The organism is Dorea sp. AF24-7LB (genome assembly GCF_003478575.1).
In the GTDB taxonomy this organism is placed as follows: domain Bacteria; phylum Bacillota; class Clostridia; order Lachnospirales; family Lachnospiraceae; genus Dorea_D; species Dorea_D hominis.
In genome coordinates, this window is the sequence record NZ_QUFR01000019.1 from 1 (window position 1) to 21391 (window position 21391).

Annotated in this window: 19 protein-coding genes and 2 pseudogenes; all 21 read left to right on the forward strand. The window is 42.1% G+C overall.

Features of this window, described 5'->3' with window-relative positions; all coding sequences use genetic code 11:
- The first annotated feature begins 70 nt into the window (after positions 1–70).
- On the forward strand, positions 71–214 hold the full coding sequence (locus tag DWY31_RS14060; RefSeq protein WP_164492145.1) for a hypothetical protein: 144 nt from the start codon (positions 71–73) through the stop codon (positions 212–214).
- Positions 204–482, forward strand: a complete 279-nt coding sequence (locus DWY31_RS13150) for a hypothetical protein (protein ID WP_118031495.1) — start codon at positions 204–206, stop codon at positions 480–482. The genes DWY31_RS14060 and DWY31_RS13150 overlap by 11 nt, the downstream gene beginning before the upstream one ends.
- A complete protein-coding gene (locus DWY31_RS13155; protein ID WP_118031494.1) occupies positions 483–1046 on the forward strand; it encodes a PcfB family protein in 564 nt (187 codons plus the stop codon).
- Positions 1043–2857 (forward strand): VirD4-like conjugal transfer protein, CD1115 family, encoded by a 1815-nt coding sequence (locus DWY31_RS13160; protein ID WP_118031493.1) that lies wholly within the window; start codon positions 1043–1045, stop codon positions 2855–2857. The genes DWY31_RS13155 and DWY31_RS13160 overlap by 4 nt, the downstream gene beginning before the upstream one ends.
- A gap of 103 nt (positions 2858–2960) precedes the next feature.
- A complete protein-coding gene (locus DWY31_RS13165; protein WP_118031523.1) occupies positions 2961–3413 on the forward strand; it encodes a helix-turn-helix transcriptional regulator in 453 nt (150 codons plus the stop codon).
- Positions 3414–3663: 250 nt separating this feature from the next.
- Positions 3664–3879, forward strand: a complete 216-nt coding sequence (locus tag DWY31_RS13175; RefSeq protein WP_005334815.1) for a Maff2 family mobile element protein — start codon at positions 3664–3666, stop codon at positions 3877–3879.
- Between the two features lie 19 nt (positions 3880–3898).
- On the forward strand, positions 3899–4771 hold the full coding sequence (locus DWY31_RS13180) for a VirB6/TrbL-like conjugal transfer protein, CD1112 family (protein ID WP_015514791.1): 873 nt from the start codon (positions 3899–3901) through the stop codon (positions 4769–4771).
- A 22-nt stretch (positions 4772–4793) separates the two neighbouring features.
- Positions 4794–5183: a PrgI family protein gene (locus DWY31_RS13185; protein WP_040466129.1), complete on the forward strand. Its 390-nt coding sequence runs from the start codon at positions 4794–4796 to the stop codon at positions 5181–5183.
- Positions 5164–7335 (forward strand): annotated as a pseudogene (locus DWY31_RS13190) (VirB4-like conjugal transfer ATPase, CD1110 family); the annotation flags it as partial. The gene DWY31_RS13185 and the pseudogene DWY31_RS13190, both read left to right, overlap by 20 nt.
- Before the next feature lie 746 nt (positions 7336–8081).
- Positions 8082–9962 carry a group II intron reverse transcriptase/maturase gene (ltrA, locus tag DWY31_RS13195; RefSeq protein WP_002585010.1) on the forward strand — a complete coding sequence of 627 codons (1881 nt, stop codon included), beginning with the start codon at positions 8082–8084 and terminating at the stop codon, positions 9960–9962.
- Between the two features lie 163 nt (positions 9963–10125).
- Positions 10126–10392, forward strand: a pseudogene (locus DWY31_RS13205) (VirB4-like conjugal transfer ATPase, CD1110 family); the annotation flags it as partial.
- Complete coding sequence (locus tag DWY31_RS13210) at positions 10376–10834, forward strand: hypothetical protein (RefSeq protein WP_117528497.1); 459 nt, start codon at positions 10376–10378, stop codon at positions 10832–10834. The pseudogene DWY31_RS13205 and the gene DWY31_RS13210, both read left to right, overlap by 17 nt.
- A 51-nt stretch (positions 10835–10885) precedes the next feature.
- Positions 10886–13129 carry a C40 family peptidase gene (locus DWY31_RS13215; RefSeq protein WP_117528496.1) on the forward strand — a complete coding sequence of 748 codons (2244 nt, stop codon included), beginning with the start codon at positions 10886–10888 and terminating at the stop codon, positions 13127–13129.
- A 26-nt stretch (positions 13130–13155) separates the two neighbouring features.
- Positions 13156–13464 carry a DUF4315 family protein gene (locus DWY31_RS13220; protein WP_005334805.1) on the forward strand — a complete coding sequence of 103 codons (309 nt, stop codon included), beginning with the start codon at positions 13156–13158 and terminating at the stop codon, positions 13462–13464.
- Positions 13439–14173, forward strand: a complete 735-nt coding sequence (locus tag DWY31_RS13225) for a CD1107 family mobile element protein (RefSeq protein WP_117528494.1) — start codon at positions 13439–13441, stop codon at positions 14171–14173. Before DWY31_RS13220 ends, DWY31_RS13225 begins: the two co-directional genes overlap by 26 nt.
- Positions 14174–14245: 72 nt before the next feature.
- Entirely contained in the window at positions 14246–16357 is a 2112-nt protein-coding gene (locus tag DWY31_RS13230; RefSeq protein WP_117528493.1) for a DNA topoisomerase 3, read from the forward strand.
- A gap of 28 nt (positions 16358–16385) precedes the next feature.
- Positions 16386–17435: a DUF5688 family protein gene (locus DWY31_RS13235; RefSeq protein WP_117528492.1), complete on the forward strand. Its 1050-nt coding sequence runs from the start codon at positions 16386–16388 to the stop codon at positions 17433–17435.
- A gap of 83 nt (positions 17436–17518) precedes the next feature.
- Positions 17519–17686 (forward strand): hypothetical protein, encoded by a 168-nt coding sequence (locus DWY31_RS14065; RefSeq protein WP_181967029.1) that lies wholly within the window; start codon positions 17519–17521, stop codon positions 17684–17686.
- Complete coding sequence (locus DWY31_RS13240; protein WP_118427358.1) at positions 17676–20258, forward strand: JAB domain-containing protein; 2583 nt, start codon at positions 17676–17678, stop codon at positions 20256–20258. The genes DWY31_RS14065 and DWY31_RS13240 overlap by 11 nt, the downstream gene beginning before the upstream one ends.
- The gene (locus tag DWY31_RS13245; RefSeq protein ID WP_005423594.1) at positions 20255–20515 is read left to right on the forward strand and encodes a transposon-transfer assisting family protein; all 261 of its coding nucleotides are present in this window, start codon (positions 20255–20257) and stop codon (positions 20513–20515) included. Before DWY31_RS13240 ends, DWY31_RS13245 begins: the two co-directional genes overlap by 4 nt.
- Complete coding sequence (locus DWY31_RS13250; RefSeq protein ID WP_005334798.1) at positions 20505–21389, forward strand: YodL domain-containing protein; 885 nt, start codon at positions 20505–20507, stop codon at positions 21387–21389. Before DWY31_RS13245 ends, DWY31_RS13250 begins: the two co-directional genes overlap by 11 nt.
- Positions 21390–21391: the final 2 nt, after the last annotated feature.

Here is a 21391-nt window from a genome sequence, read left to right on the forward strand (position 1 = left end):
AAGCTGGATAATTCCTTACTGGCTGTAAGGGATATTAACCATAAATATATTGTAGTAGATGGGAGAAACCATGAGAAATATCATTATTTTTGTTGCTCTTCTGGGAGCAGCGGCAATATTTACAGTTTTGTATTGTCTCATTGCTGCCGGAAGTCAGGCAGAGAAAAAACTGACAGAAATCATGAGAAAAGAGGAAGAACAGAATGAAGACTAATAAAGATCTGATCATAGAACCAAATGCAGCTATTGAGGGAAGAAAGTACAGGGAAGAAAAGCCATGGTCCTGCAAGTACTGTTACTGGTGGGGAGGCAAAAAGAAAGGCTGTAGCTTGAAACAGTGCCACTATCTGCTTCCGGAAAAGAAAAAAGCAGTAAAAACAACACCATGTGGTGGCTGTCCGTATGGAAAACATGTTCCATGCATCGGATATTGTATTGCCCGTCTTTATTCTGAGATGAAAGGAAAGAAAGGACGTGGGTAATTGCAGGAAGAAGTAAATCAGAAAGTGATCAGCCTGAGCATCCAGGGAGTCAAAATCACTGCCGGTGTGCTAAAAGTAGCCCTTCGGAAGTTCCTGGAAATAGACAACCGCAGGAAACAGAAAGCAAGGCAGGTGAAAATGGCAGAAAAGACCGGACGGGCTCAGGAGAAAGGAAGGGAAAAAACCCGAAAAAAGATTGAAAAGAAAAAGCCACATGGAAAGCAGACCATCAAGCAGCTGAATGCACAGGGAGTACAGCTTTCCAACTTAAAGATTACAGATGAAAATATCAAATCCTTTGACCGTGTGGCAAGAAAATATGGAATTGATTACAGCCTGAAGAAAGAAGTCGGTGCGGATCCACCGAAATATCTGGTCTTCTTTAAGGCCAAAGATGTGGATGTGATGACAGCGGCTTTCCGGGAATATGCCGGAGTAGAACTGAAAAAGAAACAGGTGAAGAAACCATCTGTCAGAAAGAAACTGCAGAAATCTGTAGAAAGAAAAGCAAAGCACCGCCAGCGTGTGAAGCAGAGACAAAAATCCAGAGGTCAGGAACGATGATGCGGGAGAAATTACAGAAGGTCCAGATCAAACGGCTGGTAATCTTAAATCTGCCATATTTCTTTATCTTCTATGTAGCAGATAAAGGATCCTGGCTGTACCGGCATTGTCTGGGAGAAAGCATGGTCCAGAGACTTGGCGTGATGTTAGTCAATTTCCGACTGGCATTTTTAAGCTGGCTGCCAAGTATCGCTTTACAGGATCTTACAGTAGGTGTTCTGGTTGCAGGTGCATTAAAACTGGTGGTCTACTATCGTTCTAAAAATGCAAAGAAGTTCCGGCAGGGTGTGGAGTATGGATCTGCAAGATGGGGAAATAGAAAAGATATCGAACCCTTCATGGATCCGGTTTTTGAAAACAATGTCATCCTCACAGAAACGGAACGTTTGACCATGAACAGCAGACCAAAAGCACCAAAGTATGCCCGAAATAAGAATGTGATCGTCATCGGTGGTTCCGGATCCGGAAAGACAAGATTCTATGTGAAACCCAATCTTATGCAGATGACGGACCACGTGTCCTATGTGGTCACTGATCCCAAGGGTACAATCATCGTTGAATGCGGGAAGATGCTGGTAAATGGAGGATATCGGATCAAGGTATTAAATACGATCAACTTTAAAAAGTCCATGCATTACAATCCGTTCCATTATATCCGGAGTGAGAAAGATATCTTGAAACTGGTAAATACCATTATCGCAAATACCAAAGGTGAAGGTGAAAAATCAACCGAAGATTTCTGGGTGAAGGCCGAACGTCTTTTGTATTCTGCACTGATCGGATACATCTGGTATGAAGCACCAGAGGAAGAACAGAACTTTTCTACTTTGCTGGAATTTATCAATGCCAGTGAGACCAGGGAGGATGATGAAGAATTTAAAAATGCGGTGGATGAATTGTTTGAAGAACTGGAAGCAGAAAATCCGGAACACTTTGCAGTAAGGCAATATCGCAAGTACAAGCTTGCTGCCGGCAAAACCGCGAAGTCGATTTTGATTTCCTGTGGTGCCAGACTTGCACCATTTGATATTCAGGAGCTAAGAGAAATCATGTCCTATGACGAAATGGAACTGGATATGATTGGCGATCAGAGAACAGCCCTGTTTGTCATCATTAGTGATACAGATGACACATTCAACTTTGTGGTAGCGATCATGTACACCCAGCTCTTTAACCTGCTTTGTGATAAAGCAGATGATGAGCATGGAGGCAGGCTTCCCTATCATGTACGGCTGCTTCTTGATGAGTTCAGCAATATCGGACAGATTCCAAAATTTGACAAGTTGATTGCTACAATCCGAAGCAGGGAAATCTCCGCTTCTATCATTCTGCAGTCACAATCTCAGCTGAAAACCATCTATAAGGATGCTGCTGAGACAATAACAGGCAACTGTGACACTGTTCTTTTCCTGGGTGGAAAGGAAAGTTCCACACTGAAAGAAATATCAGAAACCCTGGGAAAGGAAACCATAGATCTTTACAACACATCAGACACCAGAGGCAGCAACCGGTCCTATGGGCTGAACTATCAAAAGACTGGAAAAGAACTGATGAGTAGAGATGAGCTGGCGGTCATGGATGGAGAAAAATGTATCTTACAGCTTCGAGGAGTCCGGCCGTTTTTAAGCAACAAATATGATATCACAAAGCATAAACGGTACAAGGAACTTGCCGATTATGATAAGAAAAATGCTTTTGATGTTGAAAAATATCTGAATCATAATCTGACATTTTCAAAAGATACAGAGTTTGAGATGTTTCGGATTGATGTAACAGAGGATGAAATAAGACAAATTGAAATCATTAATTAAGAAAATTTCTATGTTACCAAAGTGGAAACATAGGAAAACCATGCTGGTTCTTTCTTTTTTAATGGTATCATTATATGATATGAATGAAAGAGAGGTAAGAAGTATGGCTTTAAATGATAACATTAAAAAAATCAGAGAAGAAAAAAAATATACACAACAACAACTTGCCGATAAACTGTACGTATCACGACAAACTGTATGCCGATGGGAGAACGGTTCAAGATGTCCAGATCTAATTACAGCAAAAAAGTTAGCAATGGAGCTTGGAGTCACTTTGGATGAACTTATATCTGATGAAGATATCACAGATATTCAATCAAAATATGGAATATGGAAGTTTGATAGGGTAAAAGAAAGGGAAAATATTCAGATGATGCAAAAAAGGATCCTAGATTTTATAGAGATTATAGGAGGTATATTTTTAGTAATTTCTTTGTTGCTAAGAGTTCAATTTGATATGAAAGTACCAGCGTGGATTACGATAATATGTATTTTAATAGTGACAGTAGCATTTTTGTTTAATTTTGTGCTGGCAAAAAAATTGGATAGGAAGTAAAAAATTTCAAGTATTTGTAAAAAGAACAAAAAGCGTTAGAGCATGTAGAAAAATCCATCTATATGCTCTATTTTTTTTATGTTTTTTCAAGAAAGAAATCTAAAAGTAGGAAGAAAGGAGAAAAAAGTGAAGATAAAGATAAGATCGCCTTGCAAATAAAACAGGTAAAAAAAGGTCTGAATAAAAGGGAAAGGAGTAGAGCCAAACGCTTACAGACCATAAGAAAAAGCGTTTGTTCATACATTTGATTATGGCTTTTTTTAGCAGTGCAATCAATATCCTTCAGACACTGGTCGTTGCAATCGGTGCCGGTCTTGGTGTCTGGGGCGTAATCAACCTGATGGAAGGTTATGGAAACGACAACCCGGGTGCAAAATCCCAGGGAATTAAGCAGTTGATGAGCGGTGGTGGTGTTATCCTGATCGGAACACAGCTAATCCCGCTTCTGAGTGGATTATTTGGTTAAGAGAAAGGAGTAGAGATCCATGTTCAGTCAGATTTTTGATGCGATTGAGGAATGGATGAGGGAACTCTTAACCGGGATGATCACTTCCAACCTGGACACGATGTTTACTGATGTCAATCAAAAGACCGGTGAGATCGCTACCCAGGTTGGACAGACCCCGCAAGGGTGGAACGGCAGCATATTCAGTATGATCCGGAACCTATCGGATTCCGTGATCATGCCGATCGCAGGTATTATTATCACACTCGTACTCTGCTACGAATTGATTTCTATGCTGACCGAGCGTAACAACATGCATGATATTGATACCTGGATGTTTTTCAAGTACTTCGTAAAAATGTGGATCGCGGTTTATCTGGTGAGTAACACATTTACAATCACAATGGCGGTATTCGATGTGGGCCAGCACGTAGTTAATTCTGCGGCCGGTGTTATCACAGGAAGTACCGCCATTGATATTTCTTCGGCATTGACGGATCTTTCCGCAACCCTGGAAAGTATGGAAATCGGAGAACTTGTTGTATTGGCGCTGGAAACCCTTATCGCCGGCTTCTGTATGAGAATCCTGTCTGTACTGATCACAGTGATCATGTATGGACGTATGATAGAGATTTACCTATATACCTCAGTTGCGCCGATTCCATTCGCAACTATGAGTAACAGAGAATGGGGGCAGATCGGCACGAATTATTTCAGAGGACTCTTTGCCCTGGCTTTCCAGGCATTTCTGATGATGGTATGCGTTGCAATCTATGCAGTGCTTGTTGCAGGTATCCAATATTCAGATAATCTGAGTTCTTCATTATTTGGCGTTATGGCTTACACAGTAATCTTATGTTACAGCCTCTTTAAGACAGCATCATTAAGTAAGTCGATATTTAACGCGCACTAAATTACAGGAAGGAGTGAAAATCATGGCATATGTCAGCGTACCGAAAGATTTAACGAAGGTAAAGAATAAAGTAGCATTTAACCTGACTAAAAGACAGCTGATCTGTATTGGTATAGGTGCTGCAATGGGAATTCCAAGCTATTTCCTCTTGCGTAATGTGATGGGAAACAGTAATGCAGCAACGGTCATGGTGCTTTTGATGTTACCGGCATTTTTATTTGCCATGTACGAAAAAGACGGGATGCATCTGGAAGATGTTCTGATGCATATGATCCGGGTGAAGTTTCTTCGTCCATCCGTCAGAAAATATGAAACTGAAAACTATTATGAAACAGATCCGGAACAGATCAGACAGTCTCCGGATGCAGGAAAACCGAAAGGAGGAAAAACGGTTGCGAAAAAAGAAAAATAAGAAAACTGTCGCAGATACCGGATACAAAAAAGTAGACAGAAAAGAGAAAAAGAAAAAAGAAAAGCAGGAAGAGAAACGCAGGCAGAAAAAACTGTCCGTCCAGCAGTCGATCGCTTATAAGGAAATGGGAAGAGATGGAATCTGCAGGGTACAGGGAAAAACTTATTCTAAGTGTATCCGCTTTTATGACATCAACTACCAGCTGGCTCAGAATGAAGATAAAAATGCAATCTTTGAAAACTGGTGTGATTTCCTCAATTACTTTGATGCCAGTATCCATTTTCAGCTGAGCTTTATCAATCATAAGAGCAGCATGAAGGAGTTTGAGCAGGTGATCCAGATCCGGCCACAGGAGGATGCTTTTGATGATGTTCGCATGGAATATGCAAAGATGTTGAAACAGCAGTTGGCAAAAGGAAACAACGGTCTGGTGAAGTCAAAATATATCACATTTGCCATTGAAGCAGAAAATATCCGGGAGGCAAAACCAAAGCTGGAACGTATCGAGTCGGATATCCTGAATAACTTTAAGATTCTGGGAGTTCCGGCATATCCGCTGAATGGCGTGGAACGTCTGCAGATCCTGTATGAGACATTCAATCCGGATGTGATGACAGATTTCCAGTTTGACTATGGATCCATGATCCGGACAGGACTCAATACAAAGGATTATGTGGCACCGACCAGTTTTGTGTTCCGGGACAGAAATACATTCCAGATGGGAAATACCATCGGGGCTGTCTCCTATCTGCAGATCCTGGCGCCGGAGCTTACGGATAAGATGCTGGCAGAATTTCTGGATATTGATAAGAACCTGATCGTCAACCTGCATGTGCAGTCGGTGGATCAGATGAAGGCAATCAAGCTGGTAAAAAGCAAAGTGACGGATATCAATCGTATGAAAATCGAAGAACAGAAAAAAGCAGTCCGGGCCGGATATGATATGGATATTATCCCATCGGATCTGAACACGTATGGCGGAGAAGCGAAAAGGCTTCTGGAAGACCTGCAGTCACGAAATGAGCGTATGTTCCTTGTAACAGCGCTCTTTTTAAATACCACAAAGACAAAGCAGGCACTGGATAATGCCATCTTCCAGACTGCCGGTATCGCCCAGAAATATAACTGTGTACTGAAACGTCTGGATTATCAGCAGGAAGAAGGACTTATGAGTAGTGTTCCGTTGGGAGTAAATCATATCCCGATCAAGCGGGCTCTTACGACTACCAGCACAGCAATCTTTGTTCCATTTACGACACAGGAACTATTTATGGCGGGAGAATCCTTATATTACGGATTGAATGCCCTTAGTAACAACATGATTATGGTGGATCGTAAAAAGCTGAAAAACCCGAATGGATTGATCCTTGGTACACCTGGATCCGGTAAATCCTTTGCAGCAAAAAGAGAGATCACCAATGCGTTCTTTGTTACGAAGGATGACATTATCATCGGAGATCCGGAGGGCGAGTATTACCCGCTGGTCCATGCACTTGGCGGACAGGTAGTACACATCTCACCAACCAGTAAGGATTATATCAATCCGATGGATATCAATATGGATTATTCCGATGATGACAATCCACTTGGTGTAAAATCCGATTTTGTCCTGTCCTTATGTGAGCTGATCATGGGAAGCAGGGATGGTATTGAAGCAGAGGAAAAATCAGTGATCGACCGTTGTCTTCCACTGGTGTATCAGAAGTACTTTGCAGATCCAAAACCGGAAAATATGCCGGTCCTTGGTGACCTGTATGATTGCCTCAGAAAGCAGAAAGAACCCCAGGCCCAGAGAATTGCAACAGCACTGGAAATCTATGTAAATGGATCACTGAAAGTATTCAACCATAGAACCAATGTGGAACTGAATAACCGTATTGTCTGCTTTGATATTAAGGAACTTGGAAAGCAGCTGAAGAAAATCGGAATGCTCATCGTCCAGGATCAGGTATGGAACAGAGTTACGATCAACCGTGGCATCAAATCTACCAGGTACTATATCGATGAATTCCACCTTCTGCTCAAAGAAGAACAGACAGCAGCTTACTCCGTAGAAATCTGGAAGAGATTCAGAAAATGGGGAGGCGTACCGACTGGTATCACACAGAATATCAAAGATCTTCTTGCCAGCAGGGAAATTGAAAATATCTTTGGTGCGACACGTTGACGCACAAACATCACGCTATGAGGGTAATACTTCATAGACTTATGGCCATGTGATGCTAAAAGCGTCGGGCTTATCTCGGCAGGGATGAGCAACAACTGATAACCCGATAGGTAGAATGAAGGAGTAACGCCCTGAAATGCCTACTCTGATACTTCGACCGGCTTCGGCTGTAATGGCTGGAGTCTGGAGCTCGATAAAGTCGGCGGAAGTTTGTCGTAACAGCGTGGCAACACGGCTGACGAAAGTGCAGTAGAGGTACTGTATGCAGATGACACGCCGGGAGTCTATAAAATATCTATGGTGAGAATGTCTACGACGGACTGACGAAAACCGCGAATGTACGGGTCTAGATGTTTACCGTATAGAAATGTACGGACACTTAAATGTGGGTCAGTGCGGTAAAGTAAAAATCGAAAATATGAAATTCCGTATTGTGTTACAGGCACAATCAAGCTGACAGGACTATAGCGGACACCTAAGGATATATGTACAGATAGGGTTATCGGAACGTGGAAAGGTACAGAGTTGCTCATAAGCAATCTGCGGACGAATCATATAAGCCGCTTAATCTGTGCTGAAAAGCGAAGCTCGAACCTATGACAGCCCAACGAAAAAGGCGGGCTTGAGGAATGGGCTTTAGTCGGTTAGAAACTATTGTTGTCATTCAATCGTATAAGGATTACGAGTAAGACAAAAAGGGACACTTTCCCGCGAAAGGAGAGTGATGCCTTATGACCAGAAAAAAGAAACAACTGCTATGTGAGGAAAATCTGCGACATAACGAGTATTACGGAATGCAAGATACCTTCGATAATCTATATGCTGCCAGTAAGAATGGTGAGGTGTTTACAGACCTCATGTCTATCGTCCTTCAAAGGGAAAACATTCTGCTGGCATACAGAAATATCAAGAAAAACACAGGAAGTAAAACGTGTGGAACAGATAAACTCACAATCAGGGACATTGGAAAGTGCTCCCCTGATGAAGTAGTTGAAAAAGTGAGATTTATTGTAAACGGAAGTGAGCATGGTTATCGTCCTAAGCCAGTCAGGCGAAAGGAGATACCGAAGCCATACGACCCGAGCAAGACAAGACCCTTAGGCATTCCATGCATCTGGGACAGGTTAATCCAACAATGTATTAAGCAGGTAATGGAGCCGGTATGTGAAGCTAAGTTCAGTGAGAACAGCTATGGCTTTAGACCGAACCATTCCGTAGAAAACGCTATTGCCAGAAGTTATAAACTGTTACAGCAAGCAAACCTGCACTATGTCATTGAATTCGATATTAAAGGATTTTTTGACAATGTGAACCATGCAAAGCTGATTCGGCAGATTTGGGCAATGGGGATTCACGATAAGGCGCTTATATTTGTGCTTCGGAGAATACTGACAGCACAGATAAAACTTGAGGACGGAACATTTATTACGCCTGATAAGGGAACACCACAGGGTGGAATCATTTCTCCACTCCTTGCAAACATCGTTCTTAACGAACTCGACCACTGGGTTGAAAGCCAATGGCAATGGAGTCCGATATGCAAAAGAAATGTCAGACCTGAAAACGGGTACAGACAGGCGAAAAAGTCCAACCTCAAAGAGATGTTCATTGTTCGATATGCGGACGACTTTCGGATTTACTGTAGAACGAAAGATACTGCTGAACGGACAATGCACGCAGTTATACAGTGGTTAAGAGAAAGGCTGAAACTGGAAATCTCAGAAAAGAAAACAAGGATTATCAATGTCAGAAATCATTACTCAGACTTCCTTGGGTTCAAGATGAAAGTTCACAGGAAAGGCAACAAGCTGGTGGTAATTTCATACATCGCTGATAAGAATTTTGACCACAAGCGCCAGAAGCTGAAAACACAGGCAAAACGGATTGTCCATCCCCGAAAAATCTATGGAGAACAGGGTGAAATCAGGCTCTATAACAGTATGGTCACAGGAATGCAGAATTATTACTGCATTGCCACCCATATCAACCATGATTGCGCAATACTAAATCGTGCAGTTATGACACTGCTCACAAATAGGCTTAGTACCCGTAACGGGAATCGATTGGTTAAAACCGGACGGGAATTGACTGAGTTTGAAAGAAGCCGATTTGGAAAATCCAAAATGATGCGATATGTTGCAGGCACAAATGAGCCAGTATATCCTATTGGCTACACGCAACACAAGAATCCTTTATTCCGTAAAAAAACATGGAATTACTACACTCCAGAGGGGCGGGAAGGCATTCACAATAACCTACGAATCAATATGGCCATTCTGCTCTCGCTTATGCGGAAGCCACCCTATGGCTATAGCGCGGAATATGCAGATAACAGAATATCACTATTCTCTGCTCAATGGGGAAAATGTGCTGTTACCGGTGAAGAATTCTCAAGTACACATGAGATTCACTGTCATCACAAACTGCCCCGGTATCTTGGAGGCGATGATTCCTATGGGAATCTTATTTTAGTGAAGGATTCTGTACACAAGTTGATTCATGCCATCAATGCAGATACAATCGCAAAATATTTGGAACTCCTACAGCTTGACAAGAGCCAGCTCAAAAAGGTAAATACGCTCCGTGAGTTGGCGTCTCTGCCGTTAATCTAATCTCTCACTAATCAACACAACACAGTATTTCTATGACAGGTTTGATTGTTTAGACAACGAAATCTACTAACCGATGGAACGCCGTGTGCGGTGAAAGTCGCATGCACGGTGTGAAGTGGGGGAAAAGCCTGAGATGATATCAGGGGCTTACCTATCACTATAGAACAGTGATTTTATCCTGATGCTGAACCAGGCGGCAGGTGACAGACAGATCCTCGCAAAACAGCTGAATATTTCCCCATATCAGTTGTCTTATGTGACGAATTCCGGGGAAGGAGAAGGACTTCTTTTCTATGGAACAACAATTATTCCATTTAAGGACAAGTTCGATAAGACCTTGAAGCTGTACAGTTTGATGACTACAAAACCGGAAGAAGTTGAAAAACGAGAGAAAGAAATGGAGGCGGAAAAACATGAAGGAAATCGATAAGATCCGAATCAGGCAGTGGAACCAGGATAATCCTTACATTCAGATGAAAAATCTGGAAAATGCGCAGCCTGGATACCGTGTTCATACAGTCAATGATGAACATCATCTGTATGAGCTTCCGCTGGAAACACAGAACATTATCCTTGACTGGGTATTCTGGAATTTCTATCCGGCACAAAAGATCTACCCACATCTTACTAGTGATGATCTGAAAGAAGTTTTGTATAAACGTACCCAGATCCATCTGCACAACAATCAGTTCAAGGAGGCTATGCTGATCAATGGTTTCTGGCCGAGAGATCCGAGTGAATTGAACTGGGTATTTCATATCCAGGCGAGCTCTCCGGCAATCAGGATACAGGCAGATGGTTATCCTGGTATCCCGATTATTGGACGCCAGGAACTGAATGAGTACAGAAAGAAAAGTTGTGCCTGGAGGTGATGACCTATAGCTGGAAAAAAATTTAAAGGCAAAGATAAAAAGGTCGCAAAGATGACCAGGGATGGTCTGACAGAAGAAAATCTCCGTGATGGCAGCATAAAAGATATCAGTCACAGGAGCCGGGGGCGACCGGAAACTAAGGAAGAATTTGTTCCTGAACGGGAACGAAAAAAGGCTGAAAATGAAGATACAAAATCGGGAAAAGGAAAACGACTGCAGATGGAGAAAGTCCGTAAATCTTCTGTCCGGCAGGAAGCTGTTGAGGATACAGTTGAAGTTACACCGGAAGAAAAAGTATCCGGATATCGAAAGAAACTGCATCGTTATGAAAAAATCCCGGATGATGATAATAATCTGAACAGCCAAAAGAAATCCATTCGGAAGAAACAGTTGCAAAAACAGATGACCAAAGAACAGGCAAAAGCTGGAAGATTATCTTTTGATGATGAAGGAAATCAGATGGTGAAAGGTGCTGGCATGAAACCGGGAGGGACAGCCGGGAAATACATTGCTACACAAGCTGTTATATCTGGCATGAAAGCAGTCTCTTCCGAAGAGGAAGAAACAGATGAAAATGCAGGTGTGGAAAGTGCCAGACTTGTAGAGCGTGAAACAGAAGATGCGTTACGTGGTCTGCGTCATGCTCAGATCCGCAGCAAACGGACGGATGTGAAAACCCATCGCAGAGGTTATCGTGAGGCTACCGTAGAAAAGAAACTGAAATTTGGTTCTGCAGAAAGTATGGAAGGAGTCAAGAATGCAGAAACGGTAAAGAAAGCCGAACAAAAGAGACATTTCTATAACCGCTTCTTCCAGAAAAAACGATATAAGGATGCTTACCGAGCAACCAGAGCCGGAAAATCCGCTGGCAGTCTGGGTGGAGCAACAACCATTTCCGGTGTCGAGAACATGACGGTAAAAGCAAAGATCGCCTTGAAAGAGATCATAAAGCGTAATTGTGCCATGTTCGCAGGCATCGGTATTTTTGCGCTTCTTTTTCTTGTCATAGCGGTATCTCTGGGGAGCTGCAGTGCTTCTATCGAGGGTGCTGGATCTGTGATCGGTATTACAACGTATCCAAGTTCAGACGAGGATATTTATGCTGCCGAAAACAGATATGCTGCTTTGGAAAGTGCCTTGAATCAGCAGATCAATGAGATGGAACGAAGACATCCAAATTATGACGAGTATCAGTACAACATTGCTGAGATTGGTCATAATCCATACCATCTTATCTCGTATCTTACCGCAAAATATGGGGACTGGACGTACTCAGATGTTGAAAATGAACTGCAAGCTCTTTTTGAAGCACAATATCATCTGAATACTGAAGGTCGAACAGAAACGGTGACAGAAACCAGAAATGTTCGAGTCGGAGAATCATTGGGACAGGTAGTGACCAGTGGATATTGTAACTGTCGAATCTGTTGTGGTGTATGGTCCGGAGGACCAACTGCTAGTGGTGCATATCCAACTGCAAACCATACCATTGCTGTAGATGCTTCCAATCCATTTGTGCCGATTGGCACTAAGGTAGTAATGAATGGTGTGGAATACACAGTTGAGGATACCGGAGCCTTTGCACGATATGGTGTGCAGTTTGACGTTTACTATGATAACCATGCTGCCGCTTCTGCTCATGGACATCAGACCTGGGAAGCCTATATCGCAGATGACAATGGCAGTCAGGAAGTAACGGTTACCAGTACAAGCACTAAGAAGATTCTATATGTGACACTGACAAATGGAAGCTTTGATGCTTTGGCAAGAGCCAATCTGAATGCGGAGCAGCTGATCATCTATAATGCATTAAATACGACCTATGGAAACAGAAATTATCTGTGGGATGTAAACAATGTAACCAGTGGATCAGGCGGTAATGGAATGAGCTATGAGATTCCACCGGAAGCACTGCAGGATGAAGAATTTGCCCGGATGATCCGGGAAGCAGAAAAATATCTGGGAGTACCTTATGTATGGGGTGGCTACTCTCCGTCCGGATTTGATTGCTCAGGTTTCGTATCCTATGTCATTAACCACTGTGGTAATGGATGGAACTATGGACGATTGACCGCGGATGGATTAAGAGGCGTATGTACTTATGTATCACCGGAAGAAGCAAAACCAGGAGATCTGATCTTCTTTCAGGGAACGTATAACACATCTGGTGCAAGCCATGTGGGTATCTATGTCGGTAACAATATGATGATCCATTGTGGGGATCCGATCCATTACTCAAATATCAGCACATCCTACTGGCAGCAACACTTCATGTGCTTTGGAAGACTGCCATAAAGGGGTGAACGAAGGGAGGTGAAAGTTTGAATAAAAAGATTAAAAAATATCTGGATGAGATTGCCAAGACAGAGAAAAAGATTGCGGATCTGCAGCAATATCTTAGGGGTGTCCAGGCTGCATTAAAGCAGGAAGAGGACAATGAGATGATCAGGTGCATCCGTGGTATGAAGATGGATAATGATCAGTTATATGATCTTTTGGATGGTATCCAGAGTGGAAAAGTTAAATTTCAGGTAAGCAGGGAGTCTGACGATGAAGGTTCAGGCTCCTTTGTATTCACAGAAGAAAATAAGGAGGAATATCAGAATGGTGAAATGGAAGAAAATGAATAAGAAAATGGCAGGACTGCTGTTGGGAGTCATGATGCTTTTTACAGCATCAACCACAGCATTTGCCTATGTGGATGAATCGGCAGAGGCATCCAAAGTAGAGACAACTCAGACGGAACAGTCAACAGACAAAGAAGAGAAAAAGGACGAGGCGACAAACACAAACGAGGTGCTGCCAGAAGATGGAACAGACCAGGGAACTGCATTTACGACACCTGGAAATGGCGAAGTTAAGGATGACATTACCGATGATTCCACAAAGGAATTTCTTACGGTTACAACGAAGAATAATAATACTTTCTATATCGTGATCGACCGCAGTGCCACATCCCAGAATGTCTATATGTTATCCCAGATTGATGAAAATGATCTGTCAGAGTTTCTGGATAAAGACAGCACTGCTACTGTCGTAACACCACAGCCAGATACATCAAAGGTTGTGCTGGATGAAACAAATAATGAGGATGTAGACAAGGAAGCTACCGTTGATCCGGAGAAAACAGCATCTACCAAAACCAATATGGGTGCAATGGCAACAATCCTGATCCTGGCTCTCGGCGGTGTAGCAGCATACTACTACTTCAAGATCTATAAGCCAAAGAAAGAGGAAGACGAGGATGATCAGCCGGAAGGGTTGGAAACAGGTGGACTGGAAGAAGTTCCGGATGAGGAAGAGTCTGAAGACGAAGATTTTGAAGAAAATGAAAAATAAATATACTTTTTTAGCGGAGGGGGCTGTAAAACATGCTCTCTCCGTTTCGTTATATGAAGGAGGTAATACATCATGTATTTAGTAATTGCAGAAAAACCAAGTGTATCAAGAGCAATCGCAGAAGTGATTGGAGCCCAGGAACGAGAAGACGGATATTTACAAGGAACCGACTGTATGGTCAGCTGGTGCTTCGGACATCTGGCCGAATATGTTTCACCGGATGCTTACGATGAGAAATTTAACCAGTGGAGATATGAAGATCTCCCGATCATCCCGAAAGACTGGAAAGTTACAGTCTCAGAAGATAAGAAAGATCAGTTCTATATCTTAAAAAGACTGCTCAACAGTCCGGAAATTGAATACGTCGTAAATGCCTGTGATGCCGGACGTGAAGGAGAATTAATCTTCAAACATGTCTATGACTTATCCGGAAGTAAAAAGCCGGTGAAACGATTATGGATCAGTTCTCTGGAAGATTCCGCAATCCTTGATGGAATGCAGCATCTGAGATCCGCAGAGGAATACCGACATCTGGCCGAAGCTGCTGTATGCCGTTCTCAGGCTGACTGGCTGGTAGGAATGAATGCAACCAGAGCTTACACCACAAAGTACTTCAAAAAGCTGACCGTTGGAAGGGTTCAGACACCGACACTTGCCATGTTGGTGGAACGTGCCGGACAGATCAGCAATTTCCAGAAAGAAAAGTATTTCAATGTAGAACTGGATTGTGACGGAATTCCGGCAGTAAAGCCAAAGATCTTTGATCCGGATGAGGCGGAACAGTTAAGAAGCAGATGCCATGGAAATGAAGCTATTGTCACTTCAGTAAAAGAAACGGAAAAGAAAGTAAAAGCACCAAAGCTTTATGACCTGACCACACTGCAAAGAGAAGCAAACCGTATCTATGGAATGACAGCCAAACAGACACTGGATACCGCTCAGAGCCTGTACGAAAAGAAACTGATCACTTATCCAAGAACAGACAGCCAGTATCTGACAGAAGATATGGAACAGACCGCAAGAAATGTGGTTCGTCAGATTTATGAGAAATATCAGCTGACAGGTCCGTTTGATCAGCCGGAGCAGCCAGATGTGAAGAAAGTCATGAATAACAGCAAAGTGACAGATCACCATGCAATCATCCCAACGATGGAGCTTGCATCCAGCCATCTGGATGAACTGAAATCCTGGGAAGAAAAGATTCTCTTCCTGATCGCAGTCCATACGGTCATGGCAATGAGTAAGGCTCACATTTACCAGGAAACAGAGATTGAAGTGGAATGCCAGGGAGAAATCTTCAAAGCAAAAGGAAAGATTGTTCTGCAGGATGGATGGAAACTCTTTGAAAACTGCTTCAAGAATAAGGACCGCATGGCAATCGTAGATCCGGATCAGGAAATGAAAGAGAGGATGCCGAAAGTAACCCAGGGACAGACTTTCTATGCTGTAGCTGCAGAAAAGACAGAACATTTTACATCGCCACCAAAACCATACAGCGAAGATACTCTCCTTGCGGCAATGGAAACAGCTGGAAATAAGGAATTCGATGAAGATACGGAAAAGAAAGGATTAGGAACTCCGGCAACAAGAGCCGGTATCATCGAGAAACTGATCTATTCCCAATATGCCACCCGAAAAGGAAAACAGATTCTTCCAACAGATGATGGAAAAGTCCTTGTGGAGATCCTGCCAGACTTCCTGAAATCTGCAAGTATGACTGCAGAATGGGAAAACCAGTTGCTTTTGATGGAGCATGGAGAGATTGCACCGGAACAGTTTATGACCGGGATCAAAAACATGCTGACCATGATGCTGAATGGATGCGATGCGATTTCCGAAGAAGAAACAAGAAGATTTCAGACCAGAGAAAGCATTGGAACCTGTCCGGTATGTGGAAGCCTGGTATATGAAAGTAAAACCAACTTCTATTGCAGCAACCATGATTGTCACTTTGCTCTCTGGAAAGACAACCGCTATCTGCAGAGCATGGAAAAAACCATGGATAAAAAGATGGCTGCAGAACTTCTGAAAAACGGAAGTGTGCATGTAAAAGACCTGTATTCCAGAAAGAAAAATATGTACTTTGAGGCAGATCTCCATATGGATACAGATGAAACCGGAAAGGTGAATTTTTCTTTATCCTTTCCCAAAAAGAAACCAAAAAACAAAAGCAAAAAGAAATAAGAAAACAGATTAGAGGAGGAAACGAAGAATGAATTTTAATGAATTTGTAAATGAAGTAAAGGACAATATCAGACTCTTTTTACCGAAGGATTATGAGAATGCAGAAGTATCAACGATGGAGTGTCAGAAACTGAATCGTGCCTATACGGGACTGATGGTGAGAAAAGAAGGTGAGATGCTTACCCCGACGATCAATCTTAATCAGCTGTATGAAGCATATAAAGCACAGCCTGGCGTAACAATGGAAACTGTATGCAGAAAGATTGCAGATATAGTTATTGAGGCACCGATACAGGTTGATCTGAAATCCATTTTAAATTATGAAGACGTGAAGGACAAGCTGTTTATCCGTGTATCATCAGCCGAAGCAAATAAGGAAGTACTCGAAAATGCTCCACATCAGCTGAAGGAAGACCTCGCAATTACCTATCATGTGGCAGTAGGCAAGGATCAGGATGGATTAAGTTCCATGTTTATCAAGAATGATCTGCTTGAACAGTATGGAATCTCTGCAGAACAGCTTCATGAAGATGCAATGAAAAGTTCACCGCATGTCATGATCCCGGAGGTATCAAGTATAGGTGCATTGATAGATGAAATGTACCAGAAAAATATTCTCATGCTGACACCGGATGAACGTGAAATGCTGCAGGAAACATTGCAGGAATCAAGCGAGATGCCGACATTCTTTGTTGTTACGAATACAGACAGAATTGATGGAGCCGGTGTGATCTTTTATCCGGAATTCATGGATAGCATGGGGGAACTTCTTGGAAATGATTTCTTCATTTTGCCATCATCCATCCATGAAATGCTGGTCTTGCCAGATGACGGGCAAGTGGATGCAGAAATGTTAAGAGATATGGTAAAAGAAGTCAATGCCACTCAGGTAGCCCCTGCAGAACGCCTTACCAATGATGTATATCACTTTGATATAAAGGATCATGTCTTTGAAAAAGCTGACAGATTCACAGAACGTCAGAAAGGAAAAGAAGCACAGGCTGCAAAAACAGAGAAAACAGGAAAAGAACAGCCAGATCAGAAACCGAAAACAAAGAAACATGATATGGAACTTTAATACCAAGCATGAAAACCGTTAAATAAGCAAACGCCCTGCGGCATAAGGAAATGTCGTGGGGCATTTTTGAAAAGGAGAAGATTATGACGAAAGAGAACATTAAAACAAATACAAGCTTAAGATACAGCCAGTATCGAAAAAAATTATTACACACATTTTCGTTTGGGAATTTGAAGAAGCAAATTGAGAAGTTACATGATCAGGAATTTATTATGAATGTGCCGATTGGAGGTGTTGCTGATGGCAGATAAATTAGAGCAGGTAGCAATTCGTATGGTGGAACAGCCACCCCTTTATAGTAAAGAACCAATGAACAATCCGGATGCGGCCATTCGTGTTATGAATGAATTTCTCTCCCAGATGGATCGTGAACTCTTTTGTATCGTTAATTTACAGGCAGATTTAACACCGATCAATATGAATATCGTATCTGTAGGATCGCTGAATGAAGCATTGATTAATCCAAGAGAAATATTTAAGAGTGCAATTCTTTCTAATGCTCATTCAATGATGCTCATTCATAATCATCCGTCCGGAAATCTGACACCGTCTACATCGGATATCCAGACTACGGCAAGAATGCAGGAATTAGGTGAATTGATGGGGATTTCCTTGGTTGATCACATCATTACAGGACGGGATGGAAATTACTATTCCTTTCGAGATAAAGGAGAATTTCCAGATAGCAGGATCCGTTTTTCAACTCGTGTTGAAGACATTGATTTAACTAAAGGAATGGTGACAGAAGCCATCGCACCCTATGAAGAAGTAACAGATACAAAAGAAAAAGATAACGTAAGAGATATTCCAACGGTGCAGACAACAACAATTCCATTACCGGTTCAGGGAAAAGATATGGACAGCATTATGCAGTCACTGGAATCCGGTGTGGAAGAACTTTTTACAAGTAACCGCTATCAGGAATTTCTTAAAACCATGGCAAAGTTTCACAATTATTCCTTTAACAATACAATGCTGATTGCTATGCAACGACCGGATGCCACACTTGTTACCAGCTACAAAAACTGGCAGTCCATGGGTAGACAGGTCATGAAAGGCGAAAAAGGAATTACGATCATCGCACCAGCACCATATAAGAAAATGAAGGAAAAAGAGGTCCTGGATGAAAATCAGCGACCGATCATGGGAACCGATGGAAAACCTAAGACTGAAAAAGTGGAAGTTACGGTTCCACATTTTAAAGCAGTTACCGTCTTTGATATTGCTCAGACATCCGGGGAACCAATCCAGACACTGGCACCGGAATTATTGACTGCAGCTGTGCAGGATTTTGATTCTTTCATGCAGGCTATTCAGAAAATATCCCCAGTGCCGATACGATTCGATGAGATCGATGGCAATGCCAATGGATATTATCACAATGCAGATAAGGAAATCGTGATCAAAAAAGGACTCAGTGAAAGCCAGACCTTAAAGACTGCTATTCATGAAACCGCCCATGCAAAACTGCATGACAGTGAAATCATGGAAAGCCTGGGTGTAGAAAAAGACCGTCTGACAAAAGAGGTCGAGGCTGAATCCGTTGCTTACTGTGTGTGTTCTTCCTTTGGTTTGGATACATCGGATTACAGTTTTCCTTACATTGCAGGTTGGAGCAGCAGCCGGGAAATGAAAGAAATGAAAGCATCTATGGATGTGATCCGCAAGACAGCCGGTGAAATGATTGATCAGCTGACAGAAGAACTGGAAATCATTCTTGAAGAAAAACAGAAAACAGAATTACATGAAAAATACGGCATTCTGGTAGATGCACTGGAAGCAGCCGGATACCGCTATGATTATCGGGAAAGCGAACCGGGACATATTGTACTGGCACCGGATGGGACACATGAAATTGCCGGCTATCTACAGTTTGAATCATGGGGAGATATCCAAAACTGGCTGGAAGACACGATTACAGAAGGGACGGATATTTCGGAGAGAGTTGATCGGACTATGTACCCATTTAAGTATGATTATACCCTAGAGGAAGAAATGTTCAGAGGTAATGGTGACCGCTATGCGATTTATCATGTGGATGAAGACACACCGGGAAAACAACATTTATTTATGAATATGGCAATGGTCAAAGAAGATGGCATTACAATCGATGCAGCAAATTATAAGTGTGTCTATTCTGGCAGATTACATGAAAATGAAAAGCTGGATGATTTGTATGCCGTATTCAACGATAATCCACCGGCAGATTATAAAGCACATTCTATGTCGGTCAGTGATGTTATCATTACAAACCGTGGTGGGGATATGCAGGCATATTACGTGGATCGATTTGGATTTGCAGAACTTCCAGAGTTTGCAGCACAAAGAGAAAAAATACTCGATATTGTCCCGGAAATAGAAAATGTGGATTATGAAAATGATCTTACATGTATCAGCTTTTATGCGGCTGAATGTGCTGAATTTCCTGTAATGGGTGAAGTACATTATGACCTGACATTACCGGAAGCCTTGGAAGCTTATGAGAAAATCCCATCAGAACGTATGCATGGACTGAAATGTGTTGGCTTTGATTTGAAAGACGGAAGTGATTATGAAGGGATGCAGAGCCTGATGATTGAAGGAAAAATACAGAAAGAATTTTTGAATTCGATTCCTGGATTTAGAGAAAACTCTTATGTGCAAAATGCAATCAGTCGTGTGGAAAAGTACTTGGAAGAAAGACATCCAAATGTGGAAAATCCTCTGAAATCCAATAAGAAAGTGGATAACGAAAAAAATATAAGCGAAGAAAAAAACGAGAAGGAGCTGAATATACAGATGAAACCAATACCGAAAAAGAAAAGGGGGGAAATGAGCCTATGAGAAATGTAAACCTGGAAGAAAACGAACTGACTATTACTGCTATCTTCCAGCAGCACACAAAGGAAGAAACAATCCAAACACTGAAAGAAGCTTTGGAAGTTTTGGAACAGGAAGAAAGTGATCCTGAGAATGATGAAATGATTGAGATCATCAATTCTACAGTTGGAAAATTACAGCAGATCGAAGACAAATACTACTATTCTCTGGATCTGAATTATTATCTGAATAACTTGGAGGATGATGCCTATGAAGCTTAATCAATTTGCAGTCTACCGAGTAGATCAGCAGACAGCAGGAAAAGCACTGTGGCATCTGCCATACCAAGAGGCAAGACAGCAGAATGTGTCGATTACTGTCGAAAATTACCGATTAATCTCGATTCATGAAATGCAGGAAAATGAAAAAGTCGCTGACATCTGGAAACGGACGAAAAATCAATGCGAAGTCAGTGACGTGCTCGTATTGAACAAGAATGGAGAAATCAGCTGCTACTATGTAGATGAGAACTATCCACAGTATCTGGCCGGATTTATTCGTATCAACACATCCGGTGCACTGATCACTATGGAAACTGAGAATTATCAGATTGATGGGAAAAAGGGGAACTGGATTGCAACAGACACCGTCATTATTGATGGAAAACAGTTTTATTTGATGGAACATCAGGTATACCGAGATCAGGCCCAGGGTGTTATCCTGGATGCTTATGGAAAAATGGTTGTCGAAGAATGTAAGAAATTCGATGAAAAGACAAAACAAAAGATTCATGATTACATCCAACAGCAGGTACCGCTAAATCCGGTCGAACAGCTAAAACAAGATGGTAAAATCCGTCTGGAACATTACCAGAAATTCTACCAGAACGGCACTTATGAACGAAGCAGAGAATCTGGTACAGAAGCTAACTATGATATGGTGGACGGTCTGGTGAATAATCAGAAGAAGAACCTGGAAAAAATTTCTGATGCACGCAATAACAAACAGACGTCCCGAAATCAACAAAATAATAAACCTAAGAAACGAAGGTCCGTAATCAAACGACTGCATCAGAAACAGATTGCTATTGCTCGCCGGTCCGGAAAGCCGATACCAAAGTACCTGGATCAGGAAATGGAAAGAAAGCGGGGATAGAA

Bases quoted from the DNA above. Each gene is read 5' to 3' on its own strand.
- DWY31_RS14060 (WP_164492145.1), top strand. From the start codon at position 71: ATGAGAAATATCATTATTTTTGTTGCTCTTCTGGGAGCAGCGGCAATA.
- DWY31_RS13150 (WP_118031495.1), top strand. From the start codon at position 204: ATGAAGACTAATAAAGATCTGATCATAGAACCAAATGCAGCTATTGAG.
- DWY31_RS13160 (WP_118031493.1), top strand. From the start codon at position 1,043: ATGATGCGGGAGAAATTACAGAAGGTCCAGATCAAACGGCTGGTAATC.
- DWY31_RS13165 (WP_118031523.1), top strand. From the start codon at position 2,961: ATGGCTTTAAATGATAACATTAAAAAAATCAGAGAAGAAAAAAAATAT.
- DWY31_RS13175 (WP_005334815.1), top strand. From the start codon at position 3,664: ATGGCTTTTTTTAGCAGTGCAATCAATATCCTTCAGACACTGGTCGTT.
- DWY31_RS13180 (WP_015514791.1), top strand. From the start codon at position 3,899: ATGTTCAGTCAGATTTTTGATGCGATTGAGGAATGGATGAGGGAACTC.
- DWY31_RS13185 (WP_040466129.1), top strand. From the start codon at position 4,794: ATGGCATATGTCAGCGTACCGAAAGATTTAACGAAGGTAAAGAATAAA.
- ltrA (WP_002585010.1), top strand. From the start codon at position 8,082: ATGACCAGAAAAAAGAAACAACTGCTATGTGAGGAAAATCTGCGACAT.
- DWY31_RS13210 (WP_117528497.1), top strand. From the start codon at position 10,376: ATGAAGGAAATCGATAAGATCCGAATCAGGCAGTGGAACCAGGATAAT.
- DWY31_RS13215 (WP_117528496.1), top strand. From the start codon at position 10,886: ATGACCAGGGATGGTCTGACAGAAGAAAATCTCCGTGATGGCAGCATA.
- DWY31_RS13225 (WP_117528494.1), top strand. From the start codon at position 13,439: ATGGTGAAATGGAAGAAAATGAATAAGAAAATGGCAGGACTGCTGTTG.
- DWY31_RS13230 (WP_117528493.1), top strand. From the start codon at position 14,246: ATGTATTTAGTAATTGCAGAAAAACCAAGTGTATCAAGAGCAATCGCA.
- DWY31_RS13235 (WP_117528492.1), top strand. From the start codon at position 16,386: ATGAATTTTAATGAATTTGTAAATGAAGTAAAGGACAATATCAGACTC.
- DWY31_RS14065 (WP_181967029.1), top strand. From the start codon at position 17,519: ATGACGAAAGAGAACATTAAAACAAATACAAGCTTAAGATACAGCCAG.
- DWY31_RS13240 (WP_118427358.1), top strand. From the start codon at position 17,676: ATGGCAGATAAATTAGAGCAGGTAGCAATTCGTATGGTGGAACAGCCA.
- DWY31_RS13245 (WP_005423594.1), top strand. From the start codon at position 20,255: ATGAGAAATGTAAACCTGGAAGAAAACGAACTGACTATTACTGCTATC.
- DWY31_RS13250 (WP_005334798.1), top strand. From the start codon at position 20,505: ATGAAGCTTAATCAATTTGCAGTCTACCGAGTAGATCAGCAGACAGCA.